General features: G+C 72.0%; 22 protein-coding genes and 4 pseudogenes. 13 read left to right on the plus strand and 13 right to left on the minus strand.

The genetic code is table 11. The features are described from left to right. Positions 1-5 precede the first annotated feature (5 nt). Positions 6-509, minus strand: coding sequence for a hypothetical protein (locus ACQEVS_RS10320; protein ID WP_433018362.1), 504 nt, complete (start codon positions 507-509; stop codon positions 6-8). A gap of 349 nt (positions 510-858) precedes the next feature. Here ACQEVS_RS10320 and ACQEVS_RS10325 point away from each other — a divergent pair, with 349 nt between their 5' ends. The 6 genes and pseudogenes from ACQEVS_RS10325 to ACQEVS_RS10350 all read left to right on the plus strand — a co-directional run bounded on the left by ACQEVS_RS10325 (position 859) and on the right by ACQEVS_RS10350 (position 4,860). Further along, complete coding sequence (locus ACQEVS_RS10325; protein ID WP_433018365.1) at positions 859-1,353, plus strand: hypothetical protein; 495 nt, start codon at positions 859-861, stop codon at positions 1,351-1,353. A 502-nt stretch (positions 1,354-1,855) separates the two neighbouring features. Continuing rightward, a complete protein-coding gene (locus ACQEVS_RS10330; protein ID WP_433018368.1) occupies positions 1,856-2,278 on the plus strand; it encodes a hypothetical protein in 423 nt (140 codons plus the stop codon). Between the two features lie 653 nt (positions 2,279-2,931). After that, entirely contained in the window at positions 2,932-3,138 is a 207-nt protein-coding gene (locus ACQEVS_RS10335) for a hypothetical protein (protein WP_433018371.1), read from the plus strand. Further along, positions 3,122-3,649, plus strand: coding sequence for a DUF6879 family protein (locus tag ACQEVS_RS10340; RefSeq protein WP_433018374.1), 528 nt, complete (start codon positions 3,122-3,124; stop codon positions 3,647-3,649). Before ACQEVS_RS10335 ends, ACQEVS_RS10340 begins: the two co-directional genes overlap by 17 nt. Continuing rightward, a pseudogene (locus tag ACQEVS_RS10345) lies at positions 3,633-4,465 on the plus strand (helix-turn-helix domain-containing protein). Before ACQEVS_RS10340 ends, ACQEVS_RS10345 begins: the two are co-directional and overlap by 17 nt. Positions 4,466-4,527: 62 nt before the next feature. After that, positions 4,528-4,860 carry a hypothetical protein gene (locus ACQEVS_RS10350; protein ID WP_433018377.1) on the plus strand — a complete coding sequence of 111 codons (333 nt, stop codon included), beginning with the start codon at positions 4,528-4,530 and terminating at the stop codon, positions 4,858-4,860. Here ACQEVS_RS10350 and ACQEVS_RS10355 read toward each other — a convergent pair. The 5 genes and pseudogenes from ACQEVS_RS10355 to ACQEVS_RS10375 form a co-directional block, all read right to left on the minus strand. After that, complete coding sequence (locus tag ACQEVS_RS10355) at positions 4,842-5,633, minus strand: alpha/beta fold hydrolase (protein ID WP_433018380.1); 792 nt, start codon at positions 5,631-5,633, stop codon at positions 4,842-4,844. The genes ACQEVS_RS10350 and ACQEVS_RS10355 overlap by 19 nt on opposite strands. A 667-nt stretch (positions 5,634-6,300) precedes the next feature. Beyond that, a pseudogene (locus tag ACQEVS_RS10360) lies at positions 6,301-7,490 on the minus strand (bifunctional RNase H/acid phosphatase). Positions 7,491-7,497: 7 nt separating this feature from the next. Further along, positions 7,498-8,241, minus strand: a complete 744-nt coding sequence (locus tag ACQEVS_RS10365) for a zinc ribbon domain-containing protein (protein ID WP_433027413.1) — start codon at positions 8,239-8,241, stop codon at positions 7,498-7,500. 13 nt (positions 8,242-8,254) lie between these two features. Next, entirely contained in the window at positions 8,255-9,109 is an 855-nt protein-coding gene (locus ACQEVS_RS10370) for a Nif3-like dinuclear metal center hexameric protein (RefSeq protein WP_433018383.1), read from the minus strand. A gap of 152 nt (positions 9,110-9,261) precedes the next feature. Next, complete coding sequence (locus ACQEVS_RS10375) at positions 9,262-10,290, minus strand: ABC transporter substrate-binding protein (RefSeq protein ID WP_433018387.1); 1,029 nt, start codon at positions 10,288-10,290, stop codon at positions 9,262-9,264. A gap of 310 nt (positions 10,291-10,600) precedes the next feature. On the opposite strand from ACQEVS_RS10375, the gene ACQEVS_RS10380 reads away from it, so the two are divergent. Then, complete coding sequence (locus ACQEVS_RS10380) at positions 10,601-11,701, plus strand: hypothetical protein (RefSeq protein ID WP_433018390.1); 1,101 nt, start codon at positions 10,601-10,603, stop codon at positions 11,699-11,701. A 668-nt stretch (positions 11,702-12,369) separates the two neighbouring features. Continuing rightward, entirely contained in the window at positions 12,370-12,528 is a 159-nt protein-coding gene (locus tag ACQEVS_RS10385) for a hypothetical protein (RefSeq protein ID WP_433018393.1), read from the plus strand. A gap of 147 nt (positions 12,529-12,675) precedes the next feature. Here the strand turns inward: ACQEVS_RS10385 and ACQEVS_RS10390 are convergent, their stop codons facing one another. Next, positions 12,676-13,542: a MaoC/PaaZ C-terminal domain-containing protein gene (locus tag ACQEVS_RS10390; protein WP_433018396.1), complete on the minus strand. Its 867-nt coding sequence runs from the start codon at positions 13,540-13,542 to the stop codon at positions 12,676-12,678. A 236-nt stretch (positions 13,543-13,778) separates the two neighbouring features. On the opposite strand from ACQEVS_RS10390, the gene ACQEVS_RS10395 reads away from it, so the two are divergent. From ACQEVS_RS10395 to ACQEVS_RS10415, 5 genes and pseudogenes are all read left to right on the plus strand, one after another. Beyond that, positions 13,779-14,999 (plus strand): sensor histidine kinase, encoded by a 1,221-nt coding sequence (locus ACQEVS_RS10395; RefSeq protein ID WP_433018399.1) that lies wholly within the window; start codon positions 13,779-13,781, stop codon positions 14,997-14,999. Continuing rightward, positions 14,996-15,601: a DNA-binding response regulator gene (locus tag ACQEVS_RS10400; protein WP_398276527.1), complete on the plus strand. Its 606-nt coding sequence runs from the start codon at positions 14,996-14,998 to the stop codon at positions 15,599-15,601. Before ACQEVS_RS10395 ends, ACQEVS_RS10400 begins: the two co-directional genes overlap by 4 nt. A 228-nt stretch (positions 15,602-15,829) precedes the next feature. Next, positions 15,830-16,426, plus strand: coding sequence for a class I SAM-dependent methyltransferase (locus ACQEVS_RS10405; protein ID WP_433027416.1), 597 nt, complete (start codon positions 15,830-15,832; stop codon positions 16,424-16,426). A gap of 23 nt (positions 16,427-16,449) precedes the next feature. Continuing rightward, complete coding sequence (locus ACQEVS_RS10410; RefSeq protein ID WP_433018402.1) at positions 16,450-17,445, plus strand: N-acetylmuramoyl-L-alanine amidase; 996 nt, start codon at positions 16,450-16,452, stop codon at positions 17,443-17,445. A gap of 201 nt (positions 17,446-17,646) precedes the next feature. Continuing rightward, positions 17,647-18,526: pseudogene (locus tag ACQEVS_RS10415) on the plus strand (hypothetical protein). A gap of 74 nt (positions 18,527-18,600) precedes the next feature. Here ACQEVS_RS10415 and ACQEVS_RS10420 read toward each other — a convergent pair. From ACQEVS_RS10420 to ACQEVS_RS10445, 6 genes and pseudogenes are all read right to left on the minus strand, one after another. After that, positions 18,601-19,215, minus strand: coding sequence for a M1 family aminopeptidase (locus ACQEVS_RS10420; RefSeq protein ID WP_433027419.1), 615 nt, complete (start codon positions 19,213-19,215; stop codon positions 18,601-18,603). Between the two features lie 147 nt (positions 19,216-19,362). Next, a pseudogene (locus ACQEVS_RS10425) lies at positions 19,363-20,079 on the minus strand (M1 family peptidase); the annotation flags it as partial. Between the two features lie 58 nt (positions 20,080-20,137). After that, positions 20,138-20,686, minus strand: a complete 549-nt coding sequence (locus tag ACQEVS_RS10430) for a hypothetical protein (protein WP_433018405.1) — start codon at positions 20,684-20,686, stop codon at positions 20,138-20,140. A gap of 339 nt (positions 20,687-21,025) precedes the next feature. Further along, positions 21,026-22,123 (minus strand): prenyltransferase, encoded by a 1,098-nt coding sequence (locus tag ACQEVS_RS10435; RefSeq protein ID WP_433018408.1) that lies wholly within the window; start codon positions 22,121-22,123, stop codon positions 21,026-21,028. Further along, complete coding sequence (locus tag ACQEVS_RS10440) at positions 22,120-22,908, minus strand: methyltransferase domain-containing protein (RefSeq protein WP_433018411.1); 789 nt, start codon at positions 22,906-22,908, stop codon at positions 22,120-22,122. The genes ACQEVS_RS10435 and ACQEVS_RS10440 overlap by 4 nt, the downstream gene beginning before the upstream one ends. Before the next feature lie 142 nt (positions 22,909-23,050). Beyond that, positions 23,051-24,424 carry a glycosyltransferase family 4 protein gene (locus tag ACQEVS_RS10445; protein ID WP_433018414.1) on the minus strand — a complete coding sequence of 458 codons (1,374 nt, stop codon included), beginning with the start codon at positions 24,422-24,424 and terminating at the stop codon, positions 23,051-23,053. Positions 24,425-24,785 lie beyond the last annotated feature (361 nt).

Here is a 24,785-nt window from a genome sequence, read left to right on the forward strand (position 1 = left end):
CAGGGTCAGGCGTCTGCCGCGTTCTCCAGTTTTTCGAGCTGTTCAAGCTGTTCGAGCTGGGAGACATAGCGGGCAGCACGCGCCTGCCCCGCAGGAGAGAGGCGCCGAGCGGCGCGGGCAAGCACCGCGATTTCGGGAGCCTCTTCCTGCGCCTGTTGCTGCCGGCGCTTGGCTTCGACGAATCGCTGGGCTTCGGCCATCACCTTTTCGGCGATCTGGCTCGGCGCACCGCTGATCTTGAACGCGTCGAGCGGCACCTGGAAGAAGTCCGCGAGTACCGAGAGGTAGCGCTCGGTAGGGCTGGGGCCGCCCGGCTTACGCAAACGTCGGATGTACTCGGCGCTGATGGTGCCGTCGCCGTGGCGGCGGTTTATCTCTGCGGCCACCTGCTGATTGGTGTACTCGACGTAGTGGCCGGGCTTCTCAGGGTCTTCAGGGGCGCACGCCTCGAACAACAAGTTCAAGCGTTCGGCGAACGAACCCGTCCTCTGGGCATGAGGTGAGGTCACGGTGATGTGAATCTTCCTTGGCGGGCTTCGGGAGGCTCAACCATAACCTTCCGCCCAACGATCTTTGGATGGGGGGCGATCCAGGGCACACATGGTTGACGAATGCGATCTCAGGGCCTTTCATTGGAACCGGAACAGCACGTTCCGGTACGGGGTAGTCACCGACCGCCATCGTGCGTACGACGCCACCCCTGCGAGCCAAAGGAGCACCGATCGCCATGCAGCCGCCCACCCCAGCCGCTGCCCTCTGCCCTGGAGCCGCAGGTTCGCCGCACCCTCAGGTCCACACCGAGCACACACACATCGAACTGACGTTCACCCGCGCGTCGACCCGCTGGACGGTCAAGCCGTGACGTTCCCCGACGCCATGCCGCTCCTCCTGACCCCCAGCCGACGGCCGAACACCGGCACAGCGGGCGCCGCCGCACAGATCCTCGGCACGGAGAACTCCCTCGAATTCCGAGTCGGCCCCGAGTGCCGACCCACCGAGGCGATGGACCGTGCCACCGGCTTCACCTCGCTGGTCCTGCCGGCACTGCTCCCCGCCACCCCTGAGGCGGCATCCACAGTCGACACCACGCTCGCGGTTCTGACGGAACTCGTCGACATCACGGCGCGACACCGCGCCAGCGTCGACCTGTCGGGCCGCGTCTCGTACGACGGTTCCCATGTCCTGATCACGGTCGGCGACATGGACCAGCGGTTGCCGGAACCCGAGGAGGAGCCGGGCCTGTTCCTCGTTCACCGTCTCACTGACGACATCGGGCAGTACCGCGGCGACGAAGCCGGATATACAACCTGGGCTTCCATACCGGCTGCATGGGCACCAAGCAGCTTTGTTTGATTACGCTTTTCCGACCGTCCCTCACCTGAGGGCGAGTCAACACCCAACCCCGTGAGATCGACCGTTAGCACAGAAGGAAGTCGGGCAAGCCGTCTCGCCGACACCCACGGCCCCGAAAAAGGGTCCTGCTGTCCGACCCGGACCGAGCCGACCCCTTTTCACCCTGCCCTAGAACCTCAGGGTCGACTCATTTCAGCGGACCCGCCCCAGAGGCATTGCGGCCGCCATTCAGCTCGGGGTGCAGGAACCCGGAAGCGCCTCCCTTGCATTACCCGCTCCGGCGCCGGCGACCACTCGCCCGCGTGTCGCACATCACACCCGATGTCCACATGCTGGACATCCATGCCAGGCTGACGCACCAGTGCGGCAGTGACGCACGCCCCCACCCTCTCGAAGCAGACCGGCTGACCGCGGACGGACGACGAGGCGACGTCGAGAGTCCGATTAGCGTCATGAAGAATGCTATGGCCCGAAACGTGCACCGAGAGCAAGGAGACCACGGATGGCGACTCCGCCGTGGTGGGGAGAGCTGGTCAGCATCAGCACCACGCTCGCCGACGCCGATCGCGCTGAGATCGAATACTGGCAAGGCACGTCAGCCGGCAGCGGCGCACACTACGAAGGCCACGCCCCGCCCCTGACGCTTCGGCTGAGCACTCTGGGAAGGGTCTTCGGCGAGCAATCAGCCGACTTCACCCGCGAGCAGAGGCAGCAGGTCCTCAGGCTGCTGGAACGAGTCCAGGCCGACGACCGCGCGGACTACGGCGACGCTGTGTGCACCGGCTTCTTCGAGGCGCTGCTCAACACCTGGGACAACGGCTTCGACCTCCGGCTCCACTGGACGGAGATGGGCCCCCGGTCGCGCTCCTACTGCCGCGCTTGGAACGACTTCACGGGTGTCGAGACGCCGGACTGGATGAGCTAGGCCCTACCGAGCGCGAAACGCTCCACGAGGTGCTCGGCTCGGGCGCCTGCCGGCCCGCCGGTGGGCGGCGCGCCCGTCTCTCCGAGTAGGGCGGCTAAGCTCTGCCGCCCCCCCTTCGGGCGATCCGAGGCAGCCTCCGAAGGGTTGCTGGCTCAGCCTCTGGCCGACACCGCGCCGGGTCGGCGACCGCGGCAGATGGGGAGCGGGATGGCGAACGTAGCCATTTAAGTAGCCATGAGGCGACCACATCGGGCGTTTGCGCAGGTCATAGCGTTTTCATGACTGTCCCCGGCGTACAGGCCGACTCGTCCGCCTCACACCCCGTCTGGTCTGTGGAAACAGGCTCCGGCGGGGCTTCCTTTGGGTTCCTGGGGGTTTTCCGGGGGCTTCGGTCGGCCTCGGCCGCTCACCGGTTGGGCGCTGTCAGCCGGCCGAAGCCATCGTGGCGCACCGATCCGCGGATGCGTCTTTCGGGGCTTTCGCAGGGAGGCCGAAACGGATCGGAAGCCAGTTCGGTAAACACTCGCTCGCACCATCGCCGGTGATCAACTACCCGACTTCTTGAATATCGGCGTTCTCGCGTGGACGGTTGCCGCACATCGCCCCTAGCGTCGTCCCAGCGCGGGGGTGGACCCTGCCGAGAGGGGTGGACTATGGCACGTGAGGGGCTGACGCGGCTCACGGGAACCGGCTCCGGAAACTGCAACAAGAACGACTGCCCCAACGTCTACCGGACGGACAAGGGCTCCATCGTCGTCCAAGGCGATCTGTCCGACGCCTTCACGCCTTCCCAGGGCGAAGGGCTCGTGGAGATTCCCGCGAGCGTACTGAAGGAGGCCGTCCGTGCTCTTGGGTGGTGAGGAGTGGGACGCCAAATTCCTCGACTTCCGCAGCGAAGCCTGGCGGCTGGAGACCTTGCCGGTCTACCGGGTCCCGCAGGAAGACGAGGAGATCCGGCAGTTCCTCGCGGGTGAGCGCATCGACCCTCACTCCTACTCGAACGAGTACACCGACGACCTCAAGCGGGTGCGTCGTGAGGGCAAGACGAAAGGTCGCGTGCACATCGTGACCCGTCCGCTCTCGGAGTACCTCCGGTACGAGTTCATGTACTACGAGCCCCACGTACGGGCCGGTGAGGACATCCGCATCATGGATGTGACCGACAGGGAGAACCCGCTGGCCGGCGTCCAGGACTTCTGGATGTTCGACCGGTCGGAAGTGGTGCTCATGCACTACGCATCCGACGGCTCACAGATCGGCCGGGAACTCTACGAGGGGGACCCGGAACCGTACAGGGAGTATCAGCGGATAGCGCTGGCAGAGTCGGTGCCCTTCGAGGAGTACGTGAAGGGCCTTGACATTCGAACCTGAGCGGCTGGGCCGATCCAAGGCCGACTTGGCCGCCACGCTGAAGACGCTCCGCAAGCGAGCCGGACTTTCACAAGTTCGGCTCGCTCGGCGTTGCAACACGTCTCAAACCAAGGTCAGCAACATTGAGAGCGGAAAGGTAACCCCGAACCTTGTCGACGTCGAGCTGATCCTGCGGGCCCTCGACGCTCCCCCACAGCTGGTCTCAGAGGTCACAGCCCTTGCGCGGATCGCGAACACCGAATGGCAGGACGACCGATCCCTGCTCCGCAGGGGGCTCGACAAACGGCAGAACGAACTGGCTTGCCTTGAGAGGTCGTCCAAGGAGTTCCGGTATTTCCTGCCAACGATGATCACGGGCCTCCTGGCTACGCCGGAGTACGTGAGAGCGAGCATCGCAGACGTTCCGGGCGACCAGAGCAAGACCATCGCAAAGAAGCTGGAACGCCAGACAGTCCTCTACGACAGGTCGAAGGAGTTCATTTTCGTCCTCACCGAGCAGGCCGTCAGGTGGCCCTCGTAGCTCCCAATGCCCTGGCCGTACAAATTGACCGTCTCGCATCATTGACGTACCTGCCGAACGTTCACCTTGGGGTCATCCCGATCGGACACGGCGTGAAGCCGGGGCCCCTAAGCGTGTTCACCGTGTACGGCAACGACATGGCTACCGTCGAGACCCCAACGGGAGTCCTCATTTTTAGGGACCACAGAGATGTGTCCGCGTACCTGGACGAATTCGCCACGCATGAGGCTCATGCCGTGTTCGGTGAACAGGCCAGGGAAAAACTCGCGGAGTGGGCGACTCTATGCCGTTCATGATCTTTAATCGGGGTCTCGCATAAAACTGGACCTGTTCAGCCCGACCTCACCACGATGTCCCCATGACCTCGGACATCGAATCAGCAGCGCAACAAGCCGCCACCTTCTTGGCGGGCAAGAAGAAAGCCGACGAGGCCGCGTTCGCGCTGGCCCAAGTGCTGGCGATGATGGGCGTCAAGGTCGGCGACAGGCGCTCGTGGCCGCAGCTCGCGGGGCGGGCCTCGCTCTCCGGGGAGCCGTCCGTGTATCTGGGGACGGTGCCGATGGCGACGGCCAAGAAGCTCGTCGAGGCTCTGATCCACGCGGAGTCGGCGAGGCGGTTTCGGTGGAGTCTCACGCCGCCGGTCGGTGACGACGCGTCCGTATCCGCCGTCCGTCAGGGGGACTTCTCCTGACGGGAACCGAAACTTCCGTGCACTCGCGACCGGATCGAGCCCGCAATCTCGTCCAGCAGCGCCGCCAGGTCCGCGGGACGCGAGAGCATCGGCCAGTGGCCCGTCGGGAGGTGGCGGAGGTCCATGCGGGCCATGGGGGCGAAGACCGGGTTGCCGGTGGCGGCCAGCGTGCGGGCCTGGTCGGGGGTAAAGGTGCAGGCGATGACCGTGGCGGGGACCTCCACGGGATTCGCGGGGCGGTCCAGGGTGCCCGTCACCGTCGCGAAGGGCTGGGGGGTGGAGAGTGCGCGGAGGCGGGTGAGGTGGTCGTCGGAGAGGCCAGCCAGGTCGGCCGGGGCCGTCGCCGGGTCGAACGATGGAGGTGGGAGTCGCCAGCCGTCGCCCTCGTTCGCTGCCTGGTCGCGCCATCCGGCCCGCGTCTTCGGGTCGTTGAAGTCGATCACCGCCATGTCCGCCGGCAGCGGGCCCGTGTCCACGTACACCAGCCGCGCGATCCGCTCCGGAATCCGGGCCGCCGCACCGGCGACCGGCACGCACGCCCCGCTGTGCCCCACCAGCACCACATTCCGGAGGTCGCCGCCCTCGATGACGCGGACGATGTCCTCGGTGTGCGTGCGGACGTCCACCTCCGGCGTCGCCTCGGCCGCCCGTTCGGCCAGTCCGGTCAGGGTGACCGGGTGGACGCGGTGTCCCGCCGCCCGCAGTGCCCGTGCCACGTCCTCCCAGGCCCACGCGCCCAGCCAGAACCCGGGGATGAGGACGATCTCCACCATCGCCGCCTCCTCTTTCCTTGCCGTCCGCCGTGTCCGGCCGAGCGTAGGGGGGATGGCGGACGGCCGGTGGCCTATATGCGGCGCGTCGGACCCCCCCCGCGCGTCCCCCGCGTCAACTCACCGCCACGGCAACGGTGATCATCGGGCCGGAACGGCGATAGCCTGCCCCATGCCATGAACGAATTCGTTGACGAGGCACGCTCGCGCGTCGCACACCTGCTCAGGATGGCCAATACGACGGACGACGAGGTGAGGGCGCGGCTCATCGCGTACGCGGATGCCACGCCCGAGCCGCCGGTCATGGACCGGGCGGGGATCGTCACCACGGGCTGCGCCCGGTGCCGGGGACGGCGTGGCGGCGGCAGGACAGGGACGGGCCCGTGTGGGTGTGCGGGTCCTGCGGGCATGTGGAGGGGGTGACGGTGGAGTGTCCGCACTGCGCGGTGGACATGGAGCCGCCGCTGCCGGGGGCGCCGGATCTGTGGTGCTGCCCCGAATGTCCCCGCACCGCGGCCACCGGCGAGGGGCCGCGCGAGATCGAGGAGCGGGAGAGGGAACGGGAGAGGGAACGGGAGCGTCAACGGCGCCGTAACGGCGGGCTGTTGGGGCGGACCGTCGTCGGGACCGGCATGATACGAAGCGGCGGTCCCGACGCCGGGTCAGCGCCTCACCGCAGGTGCGACGTGTCGTTCAGCAGCCGCAACGACGTGTTCCCGTCCGCGTAGTACGCCACCGCCGACAGCGAGGCCGCCGACAGCTCCATCTTGAAGAGGGACTCCGGAGGGGCCCCAGTGCCAGCCTGACCAGGGACTTGATCGGGGTCACGTGTGACACCAGCAGCACCGTCCGTCCCGCGTAGCGGGTGAGGAGGCGGTCGCGGGCGAGGGCGGCGCGGCGGGCAACGGCCGCGAAGCTCTCGCCGTCGCCGGTGGGGGCGGCCTTGGTGGAGGCGAGCCAGGCGTCGAGGTCGGCCGGGTGGCGTTCGCGGACCTCGGCGAAGGTCAGCCCCTCCCAGGCGCCGAAGTCGGCCTCGCGCAGGCCCTCTTCGACGCGGACGTCGAGGCCGAGGCGGGCCGCCACCGCGCCCGCCGTCTCGCGGCAGCGGCGCAGGGGTGAACTGACCACGGCCTGGATCGTGCCGCGCGCGGCCAGCGCGGCGGCGACGGCCTCGGCCTGGCGGCGGCCGGCGGGCGACAGTTCGGGGTCGGAGCCGCCGCTTCCGGAGAATCGCTTCTGCGGGGTGAGCGCTGTCTCGCCGTGCCGGAGCAGGACGAACGTCGTCGGCGCCCCGAGGTCGGCGGGCGCGGCCCAGCCGAGGGGCGCGGCCTTCGGTTCCCCGAGCGGTTCCACAGGTGGTGCGGCGAGCGCCGCCGGCTCCACCGGCGCCACCGCGTCGGCGGCGCCCGTGACCGGCCGCGGCCGCCCCGAAGGCTCCCAGGCCAGGCCCTTCTTCCCCGCGTCCATCGCCTCGTTGGCGAGCCGGTCGGCGTGCTTGTTGCGCTCGCGCGGGATCCACTCGTAGCCGACCCGGTCCACGGGGAAGATCAGCCGCGCCCGGGCGGCCAGCGGCCGCATGTCCGGGTGCTTGATCTTCCAGCGGCCGGACATCTGCTCCACGACGAGCTTGGAGTCCATCCGCACGCTGATCTCCGCGTCCGGGTCGAGCGCCCGCGCGGCCTCCAGACCGGCGATGAGCCCCTTGTACTCGGCCACGTTGTTGGTGGCGGTGCCGATGTACTCGGCGGCCTCGGCGACGACCTCGCCGGTCGCCGCGTCGAGCACGACCGCGCCGTACCCGGCGGGACCCGGGTTGCCCCGGGAGCCGCCGTCGGCCTCGACGACGAAGCGGTGGGCCATCTGCTGCCTACAGCCCCGACTCGGGGGTGCGGACCAGGATCCGGCGGCAGTTCTCACAGCGGACGACCGCGTCGGGGGCGGCGGCGCGCACCTCGTTGACCTCGGTGATGTTGAGCTCCAGGCGGCAGCCCTCGCAGCGGCGCTGGTAGAGGCGGGCCGCGCCGACGCCGCCCTCCTTCTCGCGCAGCTTGTCGTAGAGCTTGAGCAGGTCGGCGGGGACGGAGTCGGCGACGAGGCCGCGCTCCTTCGTGACCTTGGCGGCCTCGGCGTCGAGCTCGGCCAGGACCTCGTCGCGGCGCGCGACGGCCGCGTCGACCTTGCCCTGGACGGCCTCGACACGGGCGGTGAGCTCGGTGACGCGCTCCTGGGCGGCCTCGCGGCGCTCCATGATCTCCAGGACGACGTCCTCCAGGTCGCCCTGGCGCTTGGCGAGGGAGGCGACCTCGTGCTGGAGGTTCTCCAGGTCCTTGGGGGTCATCCCGGCGCCGGAGTCGAGCCGCTGCTGGTCGCGGGCGGCGCGCTTGCGGACCTGGTCGACGTCCTGCTCGGCCTTGGCCTGCTCGCGGGCGGTGTCGCTCTCCTCGGTCTGCGCGGCGACGAGGAGGTCGCGGTGCTGGGTGAGGTCCCCTTCGAGGGCCTGGATCTCGGCGTGCTCGGGCAGCGACCGGCGCTTGTGGACGAGCTGGCCGAGGCGGGTGTCGAGGGCCTGGAGATCCAGGAGGCGGATCTGGTCGGCGGGCGCGGCGTTCAGTTGGGGGCTCCTCTTACTGGTGATCGGAGTGATCGGTGGGGGCGGAGGACGCCGCGTGGGCGGTCCAGGGGTCGGTGACCAGGCGCGAGACATGGGTGCGCAGGCCCCAGCCGTGCCGGTCGGAGATCTCGTCGAGCTGGGCGGCGGCCTGCTCGGTCCAGGGCCACTCGGTGGCCCAGTGGGCGGCGTCGACCAGGGCGAGCGGGCCGTGCTGCCGCGCCTCGGAGACGGGGTGGTGCCGCAGGTCGGCGGTGACGTACGCGTCGACGCCCGCGGCCCGCACCTCGTCGAAGAGGGAGTCGCCGGAGCCGCCGCAGACGGCGACGGTGCGCAGCACCCGCCGCGGGTCGCCTGCGACGCGAATGCCCTGCGCGGTGGCGGGCAGCCGGGCCGCGCAGCGCTCGCCGAACTCGGCGAGGGTCAGCGGCGCGACGGGCTCGCAGATGCGGCCGAGGCCGCGGCGGCCCGTGGGGTCGGTGGGGTCCGGCACCAGGGGGCTGATGACCCGAAGGTCGAGGGCGCCCGCGAGGGCGTCGGAGACACCCGGGTCGGCGCGGTCGGCGTTGGTGTGGGCGACGTGCAGCGCGATGTCGTTCTTGATCAGGGTGTGCACGGCGCGGCCCTTGAACGTGCCGGCCGAGACCGTGGTCGTCCCGCGCAGGTAGAGGGGGTGGTGGGTGACGACCAGGTCGGCGCCGAGCCTCACGGCCTCGTCGACGACGTCCTGGACGGGGTCCACGGCGAAGAGGACCCGGCCGACGTGGGCGTCGGGGTCTCCGCAGACCGTACCGACGGCGTCCCACTGCTCGGCCCGCTCCGGGGGCCAGAGGGCGTCGAGGGCGGCGATGACTTCAGACAGTACGGGCACGGGGAAAGGCTACCTGGCTCCCGGGGGCGGGCGGCCTGCCTCCCGGCGGGCGCCTGCGGCGGGGGGCGCCCCGGTCCCGCCCTCTCACCGCTTCTTGCGGGGGCGCGCCCCCCGCACCCCCCGAAACCGCGCTCCGACTGGATCGCGCCCCTTTACTTGACCAGGAAGCCCCGCAGATCGTCCAGCACGCTGTTCGCCGCCGTCACACCGAGCCCCAGGTACCAGGTCTCGTCGCTGACATCGCGGGCCCGCCCCTCCTTGACCGCCTTCAGGTTCTTCCACAGCGGGTTGTCGCGGGCGACGTCGCGCTTGGTGCGGTCGGGGGCGCCGTAGACGCCGGTGAAGATCCAGTCGGCGTCGGCCTGGTCGATCTTCTCGGGGCCGATCTGCACGGCGAGCTCGTCGGCCTGCTGGTTCTTCGGCCGCGGCAGGCCGGCGTCCTTCAGGACGGTGCCGATGAAGGACTTCTGCGCGTACAGCCGGGTGAACTGCGGCATGTAGCGGACCATGCTGATGGTCGGCTTCTTCCCGCCGACGTCCTCGCCGAGCTTCTTCGCCTTCGCCTCGTACGCGGCGAGGTTGGCCTTGGCCTTCGCCGTCTCGTCGAGGGCGGCGGCGTTGAGGAGGTAGTTCTCCTTCCAGGTGAAGCCGGGGCGGACGGAGAAGACGGTCGGCGCGATCTTCGACAGGTCCTTGTAGTGCTTCTCCGCGCGGAGCTTGCTGCCGAGGATCAGGTCGGGGTGCAAATTGTTGATCGCCTCCAGGTTGAGGCCGTTGATCGTGCCGACGCTCTTGGGGTCGCCGGCGTCCTTCCGCAGGTAGGACGGGATGCCGTCGCCGCCCTCGGCGGGCGCGTAGCCGACGGGCTTGATGCCCAGCGAGACGACGTTGTCGAGCTCGCCGACGTCCAGGACGACGACCCGCTTCGGCTTGGCCTTGATCTCGGTCCTGCCCAGGGCGTGGGTGACGGTCCGGGGGAACTGCCCGGCGGCGGCGTCGGTGCCCATGTTCCTGGTGAGGTCGGCGGCCTTGCCGAAGTCCTTCCCGCCCTGGGCCACGTCCTTCGATCCGGCGCCGCCGTCCTTGCCCTTGCCGTCCCCGTCGGATCCGCAGGCCGCCAGCGAGAGCGCGGCGGCGAGGGCGAGGGCTGCGGCGGCCGTGCCGCGGCGGCGGAGTGGCATGAGGGCGCTCCTGGGGCTGTGGGGTGCCGGAGGGGACCGGCCTGACGGTTAGGGCACCCTTACTTTAGAGGGTCCGGACGCCGCGTCACCAAGGGGGACGGACCATCGCAAGAGAGGCGAGACCCCCGCAAGCACACCCACCCCACCTCCCTCCGGCGAATCGGACAACCTCCACCCTTACGCGTGAAGCCGTCTCACTCGCAGGGTGGGGCCCCGGGCGCGAAAACTACGTTCTGTGCCGGAGGTGACGTTTCTCATGACGGTCTGTGCCCCCCAGAGCACTCCGGAGACCACTCCCCGGCGTGCGCCCATGGACTCCCGACGTCCGGCGTTCACCATCGCGGCCGACGGCTCGTACGCCGCGTGGCTCGCGCTCAGCCGGGCCACGGGCGGCTGGTTCCCGGAGCGCTGGACCCTCGACGGCCCGGAGCCGTACGCGGTCCCGCTGCCCGGCACCCAGCCAGAGGAGCCGGACAGCGAGGTGCTGCCGCTCACCGACGGGAGGGTGCTCATCCGGCGCCGGGTGGCCGAGCGGTACGCCCTGTCGCTGCTCTACCCCACCGGCCCCGGCACCGGCGAGCTGCCGCTCGGCGCGATCGAGTGCCCCTACCTGTCGCTGCTGCCGCCCGCGCCGGACGGCCTCTCCGCGTACGCCCTGGTGCACGGCGAGCGGACGACCACGCTGTGGCGCGTGTACGGCTCCCCCGCCGGACCCGAGCTGCTGGCCCGGGTGCCCGGACGCTGCTCCGGCGGCGCCTGGCTCGACCGGCCCGGCCGGCTGCTCGCCCTCGACCGCGAACTCGACGGGCTCACCAAGGCCGTCGTCGTCGACCTCGGCCGCGGCGGCGAGACCACGCCGCTGCTGCAGATCGCCGAGAAGAGCAACGACCGGCTGGTGCTCGCCGACCCCGACAGCGGCCTGCTCCTCGTCCGGTCCGACGCGCCCGGCGAGGAGCGGCTGGGCTGGGGGGTGCTCGGCTCGGCGCGGCCGGTCCGCTTCCCCGAGTGCCTGCGGCAGCCCGGCGCGGCGGTGACGCCGTTCGCCGTCCAGCCCGGGCAGACGCTCACCCCCGAGGTGTGCTCGGTGGCGTTCCGCGTCGACCGCGAGTCGGGTACGTCGGTGGGCGTCTGGCGGCCCGCGGAACGGCAGTTGCGCCAGTTCCCCGGCCCGCTGGGCTGGGTCGCCGGCGCCGGCCTGTGGACGGCCGGCGGGGAACTGCGCCTGCCGTACGCCACCCCGCACGTCCCCTGCGGGCTGGCCCGCCTCCGCCTGCCGGACCCGGAGGAGGGGGAACCGGGCGGCCCCCTGGGGGAGATGACGGAGAACGGAGGACCCTCGGCCCCCCGGCCGGTGCCGCTCCAGCAGGCACCACTCCGGCAGGCGCCGCAGCCGCACACCCGGGTGCGGTAGGAGCGGCGCGGCGGCCGGGCGCGGTGCGGCGGTCGGGCGCGGTGCGACGGTCGGGCGCGGTGCGACGGCGACAGGGTGCGACGACGACGCCGGTGCCGGTGCCGGTGCCGGTGCCGGTGCCGGTGCCGGTGCGACGACGGTGGGGGCGCGGCGACGATGCCGGTGCGACGGCGACGGGGGCGCGGCGGTGGTGGTGATACGGCGCTGACGTACGGCGGCCGGGAGCTCACACCGTCCGCTCGCGAGGGGGGCACCCCGGCCCCTCCCCCGCAGGGCGCCCCCCCCCTTCTCCATCTCCGCGAAAGGCCCCGCACCCCGCGGAGCCGCGCCGCGCGCGGTCATCCCGAACGCCGGACAGGCCGATACGGCACCCGCGGAAAACCGGGGGCGCCTCCCGGCGGCGGCCGGGGAAAAGGGTGGGACCGGGGCACCCGCCGGGGGGTGGCTCACGCGATCAAGGTCCCGTTAGACTTCGGGGCCGGGGGTTGCACACGTGGTACCGGCGGAGCACCGCGGTGCGCCGAACGACCGCGCATGGTACGGGCGTTGACCGTATCCAGGGGTGGCACCCACGGGTGCCCCCGCGGGCGGTGCCCATGGGCGCCGTCCGGCGCCGCGGCCCCCGACGCGCAGAGCACGCACCCACATCCCACGGAGTGACTCCCGACATGTCCGAAGCCCGAACCGACACGACCGAGGCGCGCCCCCTGGAGGCGTCCGCCCGGGCCGCAGCCGCCGGCTCCGGCAGGCACCGCGGCCCGGCGTCGTCCGACGACGCCGGCGGTCCCGCCCACGGCAAGCACCGGCGCACCGCCGAAGCCGCCTGAGAGGCGGTCCCGGGAGGCCGACGGCTCCCGGGAGCAGCGCGGCCCCGGCGGCGGAGCGGGCCGGCCCGCTCCCCCCGGGGCTGCGCCACGTCGGGGCGGCGGCCCGGGGCGGCGGCCCGGGGCGGCGGCCCGGGGCGGCGGCCGCCCTCAGACGTGCTCGACGACCGTGTCGGCCAGCACCTCCGCGTCGTCCCGCTCCACGACCGTCACGGACACCCGGATCCGCCCGGGCCCGGGCGTATCGCGCCACATCCGCACCCGCAGCGTCTCCCCCGGGTAGACGACCCCGGCGAAGCGGGTGGCGTACGAGCGGACGAGGTCGACCCGCCCTTCCAGAACCGTGTCCACGACCGCCTTGAGGGTCATCCCGTAGGTGCAGAGCCCATGCAGGATCGGCCGGTGGAAACCGGCGCGGGCGGCGAACTCCGGGTCGGCGTGCAGGGGGTTCCAGTCCCCCGACAGCCGGTAGAGCAGCGCCTGGTCCTCGCGGACGGCCCGCTCCACGGTCACGTCCGGCTCCCGGTCCGGGAGCCCGAGCCGCGTCGACTCGCCGCGCTCGCCGCCGAAGCCGCCCTCCCCGCGGACGTAGATCCGCGCGTCGCCGCGCCACAGCGGCCCGTCCACGTCGTCGACGTCGGTGCGCAGCACGATGACGGCCGCCTTGCCCTTGTCGTACACGGCGGCGACGCGCGAGGTCTGGGTGACGCCGTCGGCGCGGACGGGCAGCGGCCGGTGCAGGGTGATGTGGTGCCCGCCATGCAGCACGCGGGCCAGGTCGACGTCGATGCCGGGCGTGGAGAGCCCGGCCGCGAGGGCCATCCCGCCGCCCGCCACGGTGGCGAAGGAGGGCAGGACGTGCAGCCCGCTCTCCAGGGTGTAGCGGAGCTCGGCGGGGTCGGTGGCGGGGACGCCCGCGCCGATGCCGAGGTGGTAGAGGAGGACGTCCTTGTGGTCCCAGGAGAGGGAGACGGTCCGCGGTTCGGCGGCCGTGGCCTTGGCTGCGTCGATGGGCATGGAGAGGGACTCCTTCGCCGGCACGGGTCAACTTGGGCAGCGGGATGGGGCGGCGGAAACGCCGGTGCAACGAGAACGCGTTCCACCGACCGGTCCCTTATAACCGCTCCGCCGCCCCGGAGGAAGGTCCCCGCCCCCGCCGCCCCACCACGGCCCGCCCCGGGACAAATGTCACGGCCTTCCCCATACATCCGGCATCTGCGCAGGTCACAGCGGCAGTGCTTAGGATGCGGCCTATGAAGCGCATGGGCGAGGAAATCGAGAAGATGAAGGCGCCCGGCCGGAGGGCCTTCATCCCGTGGCTCTTCGCCCTCAGCGGCGACACGATCCACATGTTCCTCGGCGACATGCCGCTGCCCTGGCTCGCCGGCCTGGGCGAACTCACCTTCGTCTGCCTGTACGTGACCGCCGTCTTCACCTCCCTGGACGAGCACCGGCGCTACACCCGCCTCCCCAAACTGACCCTGATCGGCCTGGCCGTGCTCGCCTTCGCCCTCAACATGGGCTACGGCGCCTACTGGCAGATGTGCTTCCCGCTGCTGTCCATCGCCACCGGCATGGTGCTGCGCCACCGGCAGCGCCTGATGGCCGCCGCCCTCGGCTCGCTCGGCGTCGCCTGCGGACTGTCCTGGCTCATCCGGCCCGACGACGACAGCGCGGGCAGCGTCCTCGCCGTCAGCTGGGGCACGGCCCTGGGCGGCCTGGTCGCGGCGGCCGTCCTCAACCTCTTCGAGGCCATCGCGGTCCTGCGCGACACCCGCGAGGAACTCGCCCACGCCGCCGTCGAACGCGAACGCCTGCGCTTCTCCCGCGACCTGCACGACCTCCTCGGGCACACCATGTCCGTGATCGTCGTCAAGGCGGAGGCGGTGCGCCGGCTCGGCCCCCGCAACCTGGACGCCGCACTCGGCCAGGCCGCCGACATCGAGGCGGTCGGCCGCCAGGCGCTCACCGAGATCCGCGAGGCCGTCACCGGCTACCGTGAGGGCAGCCTCACCACCGAGCTGGACAACGCCCGTTCGCTGCTCGACGCGTCCGGCATCACCGCCGAGATCCGGCAGTCCGGCCCGCCGCTCCCGCCGCAGACCGGAGTGCTGCTGGGCTGGGTGGTGCGCGAGGGCGTCACCAACGTCGTCCGGCACAGCGGCGCCTCGCGCTGCGAGATAGACGTGCGCGGCGAACCCGACCGGGTACACCTGGAGATCACCGACAACGGCCCGGGCGTAGGCTCGGCCGAACCCCCGGCCGCGTCCACGGGCGGCAACGGCCTCAAGGGCCTCACCGAGCGGCTGGCCGCCGCCGGCGGCTCCCTGAGCGCCCGGCCCGACGGCCGGCGCGGCTTCCGGCTCGTGGCCGAACTGCCGGTGGACGACGAGCCGTACGCCAAACCCGGCGACCCCCATCCGAACAGCGACCAGAGCGGCGACAGGCGCGGCGAGAAGGAGCGAGCGGCGTGATCAGGACACTGCTGGCCGAGGACCAGGGCATGATGCGGGGCGCGCTCGCGCTGCTGCTCGGGCTGGAGGACGACATCGAGGTCGTCGCCCAGGTCGGCAACGGCGACGAGATCGTGCCCACCGCCCTGGAGGCGCGCCCCGACATCGCCCTCCTCGACATCGAACTGCCCGGGCGCAGCGGCCTCGACGCGGCGGCCGACCTCCGGCAGCGGCTGCCCGAGTGCCGGGTGCTGATACTCACCACCTTCGGGCGGCCCGGCTACCTCCGCCGCGCCATGGAGGCCGGCGCCTCCGGCTTCCTCGTCAAGGACGGCCCCGTCGAGGACCTCGCCGCCGCGATCCGCCGCGCGCTCGCCGGCGAGCGCGTCATCGATCCCGCCCTCGCCGCGGCGGCGTTGAGCGCCGGGCCGAATCCGCTGACGCAGCGGGAGCGGGACGTCCTGGCCGCGGCGGTGGACGGCGCGACGGTCGCGGACATCGCGGCCAAGGTGCACCTGTCGCCCGCGACCGTCCGGAACTACCTCTCCGCCGCCATCGGCAAGACGCAGACGCGGAACCGGATGGAGGCGGTGCGGGCCGCCCGGCAGAACGGGTGGTTGTAGGGTGCCCCGGTCCCGCCCTTCCTCCCCCGCGCCCCCGGGACGGGCTGTTCAGCCCGTCCGGCGTTTGAGGACAAGGGGGTCCGGGGGCTTGCCCCCGGGAATCGGCGAAGGGGAGGGCCCGGGGCACCGCCCGCCGCAGGCGCCCACCACCCACCCACCGACCACCCAAGGACGACCGTGCCCCCCAAACCCCAAACCCTGACCGCCTTCGAAGAAGCGAAGGGCTTCATGCCCCTGGACGAGGGCCTCGCCCTCCACCAGGCAGCCCACACCGCGGCCTCCGAACTCCGCCTCCCCCTCCTCGAAGTGGGCACCTACTGCGGCCGCTCCACCCTCCTCCTCGCCGACGCCGCCCGCGAGGCCGGGACGACGGTCGTGACCGTCGACCACCACCGCGGCAGCGAGGAGCAGCAGCCCGGCTGGGAGTACCACGACACGTCCCTGGTGGACGACGCCCCGGGCGTCGGCCGGATGGACACGCTGCCGACGTTCCGCAGGACGCTGTACCGGGCGGGCCTGGAGGACCACGTGGTCGCGATCGTGGGCCGCTCCCCGCAGGTGGCCGCGTTGTGGGGGACGCCGCTGGGGCTGGTGTTCATCGACGGCGGGCACACGGACGAGCACGCGACCGCGGACTACGAGGGCTGGGCGCTGCACCTCGCGCAGGGCGGGCTGCTCGTCGTCCACGACGTGTTCCCGGACCCGGCGGACGGCGGCCAGGCGCCGTACCGGGTGTATGTAAGGGCCCTGGAGTCGGGTGGGTTCACGGAGGTCTCCGTGACGGGGTCGATGCGGGTTCTGCGCCGGACGGGCCCCGCGATCTGACGGGCGGCGCTAGCATCGCCCGGGTGTCCTACGGCAGCTCTCCTCGTCACTCCGGCCGCGCCCGGCCCGCCCGCCGGGCCCGCCGCGCCCGTCCGGCCGTCGCGGCCCTGACCGCCCTGCTGCTGGCGGCGGTCGCGGGGTGCGACGACCGTGACGGCCCGGTCGACGACGCCAAGGCGTCGGCGCCGCCCGGTGGTTCCCCGTCCGCGTCGGCCGGCCGCTCCCCCGCGGCCGTCCCGCCGTCGTCGCCGCCACGGGAGGCGAAGAACACACCGCCGTCCCCACCGGGCGCCACGGAACCGCCGAAACCTTCCGCCCCGCCCGCGGGCGACGGCGGCGACGGGCCGCTCCGCGGGAAGGTCGTGGTCATCGACCCGGGGCACAACATCCACAACCAGCAGCACACGGCGGAGATCGACCGGTCCGTCGACATCGGCACCGGGCGCAAGGAGTGCGACACCACCGGTACGTCCACCAACTCCGGTTACGCGGAAGCGGCGTTCAGCCTCGACGTCGCCCACCGCATCCGGACGATCCTCCAGGCGCAGGGCGCGACGGTCACCCTCACCCACGACGGCGACCGGCCGTTCGGCCCCTGCGTGGACGAACGGGCCGCGGCCGGCAACAAGGCGCACGCCGACGCCGCGCTGTCCGTGCACGCGGACGGCGCCGCCCCCGGCCAGCGCGGCGTCCACGTCATCCTGCCCGCCAAGGTCAAGGGCGGCCGGGCGGACACCGGCCCGATCGTCGAACCGTCGAAGGAGCTGGGCGAGCGTGTCCTCGGCAAGTTCGTCCAGGCGACCGGCAGCATCCCGTCCAACTACATCGGCCACAACACCGGCCTGGACGTCCGGAGCGACCTCGGCGGCCTCAACCTCTCCACCGTGCCGAAGGTGTTCATCGAGTGCGGCAACATGCGCGATCCGCAGGACGCCGCACAACTCACCGACGACGGATGGCGGCAGAAGGCGGCCCAGGGGATCGCCGACGGCATCCGGGAGTTCGTCCTGAGCCGGTAGCGCGCCGCCGACGCGGCAACCGAGCCGTATAACGGCAGGCCACGGCCGTGTCACGAGGTCGAAACGAAGAGGCGCCCCGGACACCGGGGCGATAGGTTCCCCCGTACGATGGGGGGCCGCGTTCGTCCGCGCCCTCCCGTCTCGCGTCCGGCGACAGCGACGAGACCGACCGACTCTGAAGGCACTGACAAAGGATCTCAGGTGAACTTCCGCTCCCTCACTAGAGGCGACGGCGTGGTGATCGGAGCAGCGGTGTTGCTGTTCGTCGCGTCGTTCCTCGACTACTACTCGTTCGACTGCGGCGGTCGTCCGCTCTGCGACAAGTCGGATCTGCCCAACCTGTGGGAGGGCAAGGTCTTTCCGGCGCTGCCGTCCATCGTCCTCGCCGGCCTGATCGCCGCGGCGCTCATCGTCGCCTCCCGTTTCCGGGCCCAGGACCGCCAGGTCCTCGGTCTCACGCTGGCGCAGTGGGGCACGGCCCTCGCGGTCTTCGCGACGTGGACCACCCTGTGGACGATGTTCGACGGTCCCCTGGAGGACCAGACCGACAAGATCGGTGTCGGTATCGGTCGCATCCTGGCGCTGATCGCCAACCTGCTGATCGCCGCCTTCGCGCTGTTCTCGGACCGCCTCCCCGCCCTGAAGGCCCCCCTCCTCGGCACCCCCACCCCCAGGTGCAGTCCCCCTACGGGACCGGCGCGCACCCCGGCTACGGCTACCCGGGCCCGGGCGGTCCGGCCGGCGGTTCCTTCGGGGGCAGCCGTACGGCGCGCCGCAGCAGGCCGACCAGTCCGGTCCGCAGCAGGCGGCCGCGCAGCAGGCCGCCGGCGGTACGGGCGGGGCCCCCGGGGCGGGTGCCCAGGCTCCCGCCGCGGGTGCCTCGGACTTCGCGCCGTTCTGGTTCGCGGTGCCGGTGAACCGTCCGCTGTTCCCGGAGGACGGCGGCCAGACGCCGATCGCCGAGCTGGCGCCGGGCACCTGGTACCTAGCGGTGGACCAGCGCGGCGCGGCGCTCGTCGCGCAGACGCAGGACGGCCGTCGCGGCGTCCTCCAGGACACCTCGGGCATCCAGCGCGGCTGACGCGCCCGCGCTCCGTCGCACGAGAAGGCCCGCCGGACTCCCCGGCGGGCCTTCTCCGTTCCCCCGCCACCGCGCTAGCGGTGGTCCGGCTTGGCCGCCTTGAAGAGCCAGGTGTCGAAGAGGTCGCCCAGGTCCCGGCCCGACTTCTTCCCGCACAGCCGGATGAAGTCGTCGGTGCCGGCGTTGCCGTAGCGGTGGTCGCGCGCCCAGGTGCGGAGGATGTCGAAGAACGTCGCGTCGCCGACGGTCTCGCGCAGCTTGTGCAGCACCATCGCGCCCCGGCCGTACACCGGCCGCCCGGATATGGTCTCGGCGGTCGGATAGGCGGGCGGGAAGGCCCAGATGTCCTCGCCCGCCTCGCCGCGGCTCTCCGGGTCCCTGCCGTCGTAGTAGTCGTCGAAGATCTGCCGTTCCGTGCGCTTCTTCTCCTGCTGGGCTTCCCACATCCACTCGGTGTACTGGGCGAAGCCCTCGTTGAGCCACATGTCGCGCCAGGTGCGCGGGGTGACGGAGTTGCCGAACCACTGGTGGGCCAGCTCATGGACGATGATCTTGTCCTTCGGCGGCTTCTCGTAGTACGGCTTGGTCTGGGTCTCGAGCGGATAGTGGATGTACGGATTCCGGTCGATGACCGCGCCGGACGACGCGAAGGGGTACGGGCCGAACAGCTTCTCCTCCCAAGCCAGCATCTTCGGCACCACCTCCTTCATGTGCCGCCCGGCCGCGTCCTCCCCCGCCGCGTAGGCGATGTACACCGGCACCCTGCCCTTGTGCACCGCTGCCGTCGTCTCCACCACCTTGAACTCGCCGATGGCCACGCTCGCCACATAGCTCGCCATCGGCTCGCCGCTGTGCCAGCGGAAGGTGGTCCAGTCGTCCCCGTGCTCGTCCTTGACCGTTTTCGTGCCCCGCGACTCGCCGTTGGCGACGGCGGTGAAGCCCTTGGGGACGGAGACGGTGAAGTCGTACGTCGCCTTGTCGGACGGGTGGTGGTTGCCCGGGAACCAGGCCATCGAGCCCTCCGGTTCGCCGAGCCCGACCGCTCCGTGGTCCGTCTCGACCCAGCCCTCCGTGGCGCCGTCCCGGTCGCGGATCGTCTCCGGCCGTCCCTCGTAGGCGATCTCCGTGCGGAACTCCCGGCCCTTGGCGAGCGGGTGCGCAGGCTCGATCCTGAGTTTGGTGCCCGAGCGGGAGGTCTTCGCGGGCTTTCCGTCGACCTTGGCGGACGTCACCTTCAGCCCCGTCAGGTCGAGGGTGAACGCGCTCAGCTCCTTCGTCGCGCGGGCGGTGATGACGGCGTCGCCTTCGAGGGCGTTGCCGTCGGGCCGGTAGTCGAGGGTCAGGCCGTAGTGCCGTACGTCGTAACCGCTGTTGCCGAGGGTGGGGAACACCGGATCGCCGACGCCCGTCCCGCCCTCCTCCGGACCCCCACCGCCCCCGCCCCCGCCGTCGCAGGCCGCGACGAGCACGAGGGCGAGGGCGAGGGCGGCGGGCAGGGCCCGATGCGGCACCGAGCGGGGGACGGCTTCCGTCGACCGGTTCATGGGCCCCATGCTGTCATCGGCTTCCGGGCGGCCGACGGGACCGGGATCCCCGACGGGCGGCTATCGGTCAGCCCTTCTGGAGCTCGCTCGCCGACGGCTCCTTGTCCGTGACGGGGGCGCCGGCGCTCTTGCCCGCGTCCTTGACCTTGTTGATGACGCTGTCGACGGAGTTCACGTCGCCGTCGGTGGCGTCGCCCTTGCGGAGCTTGGTGCCGAGCCCCTTGAGGGAGTCGATGCCCGCGTTGACGGGGGCCAGGGCCTTGGAGAGCGTCGGGTCGCCCTGGGCGTTGCGGGTGGCGGCCTTGAGCCGGTTGTAGGTGAACACCCCGGCCAGGCCCGCCTTGACGAGGGCACCCGTCCGGCCGTCCGCCCCCTTCTTGAACGCGCCGTTGCGGTACGGCTTGATGATCCACTTGTAGGCGGCGCCGGACGCGAGGCCGGCGTTGGCGACGAACCGGGTCTTGGCGAATTTCTGCTTCTCGATCGAGCTCGTCGGGCTCGCCTCGCCGGTGGACTTCTCCTTCTTGTCGCCTCCACAGGCCGAACCGGCCAGCAACAGGCCGCAGACCAGCGGCAGGACGACAACGGTGCGGCGGACACGGGCACGGTCGGACACTCTTGCCTCCGGGGCCGGCGGGCACGGTACGGGACCAGCGTGGCCCGCGCGGCGGCCCGGCGCATCCGGACCGCATCGTTCGGGCTACCGGGTGCGGACGTACACGTCGGAAACGGGCCAGATACGGAACGGGGCCGGGCCCCGGCCGGATCCGACCCCCATCCGGCAGTTCCCGGCCCTCGTCCGGCCGCTCCCGGCCCTCATCCGGCGATTCGCCCGGCCCTCGTCCGGCCACTCCCGGCCCCCGTCCGGCCGCTTCCGGCCCTCGTCCAGCCGCGACCGGCCTCCGTCCGTTCACGCACCGCCCCCGGGGCCCCCGCCCCTACGCCCCGGCTCCGGTCAGCCGCAGCAGTCCGGTTCCAGCCCCCGGGGCAGCCGTTCCCCGCCGAACACCGCCGTCGTCGCCTCGTCGCCGCCCAGCGCGGCCACCGCCAGCAGCAGCGAACCGGCCGTCCAGGTGGTGAGCTCCTCGGGCCACACGGCGTCGTCCTCGAAGACGTACCCGGTCCAGTACATGCCGTTGTCGGCGCGCAGGTGCTGGATCCAGCGGAGGATCTCCAGGGCCCGGTCCGACTCGCCCATCACCCAGAGCGCGAGGGCGAGTTCGCAGCTCTCGCCGCCGGTCACCCAGGGGTTGGGCAGGACGCAGCGCACGCCCAGGCCGGGGACGACGAAGCGGTCCCAGCCCTCGGCGATGCGCGCCGCCGCCTCCGGGCCGGTGACGGCGCCGCCGAGCACCGGGTAGTACCAGTCCATGGAGTAACGGCTTTTGTCCAGAAACCGCTCAGGGTGCCGGCGTATCGCGTGCGCCAGCAGACCCGTGGCCAGCTCCCAGTCCGGCTGCGGCTCCTCGCGGTGCTCGGCGATGGCCAGGGCGCAGCGCAGCGCCTGGTGGATGGAGGACGAGCCGGTGAGCAGGGCGTCGGTGACGTCGGCGCCGCTGCCTTCACCGTCCGGCGCCTCCCGCTTCCAGCCGATCTGGCCGCCGGGCTGCTGGAGCGTGAGGACGAACTCGACGGCCGCGAACACCGTCGGCCACATGCGGTCGAGGAAGGCGTCGTCGCCGGTGGAGAGGTAGTGGTGCCAGACGCCCACGGCGACGTACGCGACGAAGTTGGTCTCGCGGGTACGGTCGGTGGGCTCCCGGTGGTCGCCGTCGGCGTACGCGGCGTACCAAGAGCCGTCGGGGTTCTGGTGCTCGGCGAGCCAGCGATAGGCGGCCTCGGCGCGGCCGTGCTCGCCCGCGGTGTCCAGGGCCATGGCGGCCTCGACGTGGTCCCACGGGTCGAGGTGGTGGCCGCGGAACCAGGGTATGGCGCCGTCCTCGCGCTGCCCTGCGGCGATGCCGGCGACGGTCGCGCCGAGCTGCTCGGCGGTCAGGACGCCGGGGAGGACGAGGCGTTCGAGCCGGCCGGGGCGGCGGCTGTGGGTGGTCACGCGCGGTCCCCCGCGGGAGCGGCGTGGGTGACGGAGGCGGGGCTTTCGGCGCCCGTCGCGGCGTCGCCCGGCAGGTGCGGCTTGGTGGCGTAGGCGACGAAGCTCTTGCCGATGACCGGGTTGAGGACCTGCTCGGCGAGGCGCGTGGCCGCCGGCTTCTTCATGATGTCCCAGACCAGCAGCTTGTGGTACGCGCGGACGGGCAGCGCCTTGTCGTTGTCGACGCCGAAGGCGCACTTGAGCCACCAGTAGGGGCTGTGCAGACCGTGCGCGTGGTGGGTGCCGTACGGCTTCAGCCCGGCCTCCTCCATCTTGCGCAGCAGTTCGTCGGCCTTGTAGATGCGGATGTGGCCGCCCTCGACCTCGTGGTAGGCGTCGCTGAGCGCCCAGCACACCTTCTCGGGGCCGTAGCGGGGCACGGTCACGGCGATCCGGCCGCCGGGCTTCAGGACGCGGACCATCTCGGCGAGCACGCCCTTGTCGTCGGGGATGTGCTCCATGACCTCGGAGATGATGACGACGTCGAAGCTGTCGTCGGGGAAGGGCAGGGCCAGGGCGTCGCCCTCCATGGCGGTGGCGGTGGCGCCGGCCGGGGCCTCGCCGGCCTCCTTCATGGCGGCGAACCACTTGGCGACCTCGCGGATCTCGTCCGCGTCGCGGTCGAGGGCGACCACCCGGGCGCCGCGCCGGTAGCACTCGAAGGCGTGCCGGCCCGCACCGCAGCCCAGGTCGAGGACGCGGTCGCCGGCGGCGAGCGGGAAGCGGGAGAAATCGACGGTCAGCACGGAGGTCTGCTTTCGTCCGACGGGGCAGGTCAGTGACGGTCGGCGCCCGGCCGGGCGGGCTGCCGCGCGGAAGCGGTGCCGCCCGGGGGCGGCGGGTGGATCGAGGCCGGGCGGGTGCCGCCCCTGGGAGGAAGCGCGCCCCCTACGGGCGGGTGCCGGAAGTACGGACGGGCAGCGGGCCGGCGCCGCTCCTGGCCCGGGCTCTCGCCCGGGCGGCCCGCTCGATCGAGATCCGGTAGCGTTCGGCGGTCCCGATGGCCGCCTGCCGCCAGGTGAAGCGGGCGAGTACCCGCTCCCGTCCGGCGGCGCCGAGGCGGCGGCGCAGTTCCCCGTCGCCGAGGAGCCGCTTCAGGGCGCCGGCGAGGGCGTCGGCGTCGCCCGGCGGGACGGCGAGGCAGGTCTCGCCGTCGGGGCCCGCGACCTCGGGGATCGCCCCACCGGTGGTGGCGACCAGCGGCGTCCCGGTGGCCATGGCCTCGGCGGCGGGCAGCGAGAAGCCCTCGTACAGCGACGGCACGCAGGCGACCTGGGAGCCGCGCACCAGGTCCACCAGCTCGGCGTCGCTGATGCCCTTGACGAACTTGACGGCGCCTTCCAGCCCGTAGGTCTCGATGGCCCGCGCCACCGGCCCGTCGTCCGCGCGCCGGCCGACGACCACGAGGTGGGCGTCCGGGTTCTCCGTCCGCACCTTCGCCAGCGCCTCGACCAGGTACACCAGGCCCTTGAGCGGGACGTCGGCGCTGGACGTGGTGACGATCCGGCCCGGGACCACCGGGACGGACGGGTCGGGTGAAAAGAGGTCGGTGTCGGCGCCTATCGGCACCACGTGGACGCGGTCCGGGCGCACCCCGAGGTGGTCGACGATCTCCTGCCGGGACGAGCCGGAGACGGTGACGATCGACGGCAGGCAGCGGGCCACCCGCTCCTGCATGCGGGTGAAGCCGTACCAGCGGCGGACGGAGAGCCGGCGCTTCCAGTCGGCCGCGGCGTCCAGTTCCAGCCGCCGGTCGACGGTGACCGGGTGGTGGACGGTGGTGACCAGCGGGGCGCCGAGGTCGGCGAGGAGGCCGTAGCCGAGCGTCTGGTTGTCGTGGACGACGTCGAAGTCGCCGCGGCGGGCGGCCAGATGGCGCCGGGCGCGCAGCGAGAAGGTGAGCGGCTCGGGGAAGCCGCCGGTCCACATGGTGCCGACCTCCAGCGCGTCGACCCAGTCGCGGTACTCGTCGCGCTTGGGGGTGCGGAAGGGGTCGGGCTGCCGGTAGAGGTCCAGGCTGGGGAGTTCGGTGAGGGTGACGCCCTCGTCCAGGACGGGGTACGGCTGGGCGCCGATCACCTCGACGGAGTGGCCGAGCCGGGCCAGTTCGCGGGAGAGGTGGCGGACGTAGACGCCCTGGCCGCCGCAGAACGGGTTGCCCTTGTACGACAGCAGCGCGATGCGCAGCGGCGCGTCGCCCCCGGCCGGGGACACCGCGGGGAGCGGACGTGACCCGACTGCCTGGGCGGTCTCAGCGGTCACTCGCGGCCCCCATTCTTCCTGCGGTTCAGCGGGAGCGTAACCGCTCCCGATTCTCTAGAACAAGTTTCACTATCCGAACCGGCTGGGAAACCGGTGGAAAGCCCGACAAGTCCAGAACGTACCCGAGCCACCGGCGGGCGGCGATACGGACCGCTCCCGCCCGGGCCCCGGCGCGCCCCCGACGCACTCCGGCACACCCCGGCCGGGTCCGGCGGCCTCCGGCCCCGTCGCACCCCGTCCGGCCGCGGACCTGGGGCGCGGGCCGGACGGCCCGCTAATGTGGAACACGTTCCAGTGATTCGCGTCACTGAACCACGCCCTGCCATCATGCTGGCGACCGCCCCCTGCAGAGGAACGCACC

It is taken from the genome of Streptomyces sp. CA-181903 (genome assembly GCF_050937075.1).
Taxonomy (GTDB): Bacteria; Actinomycetota; Actinomycetes; order Streptomycetales; family Streptomycetaceae; genus Streptomyces.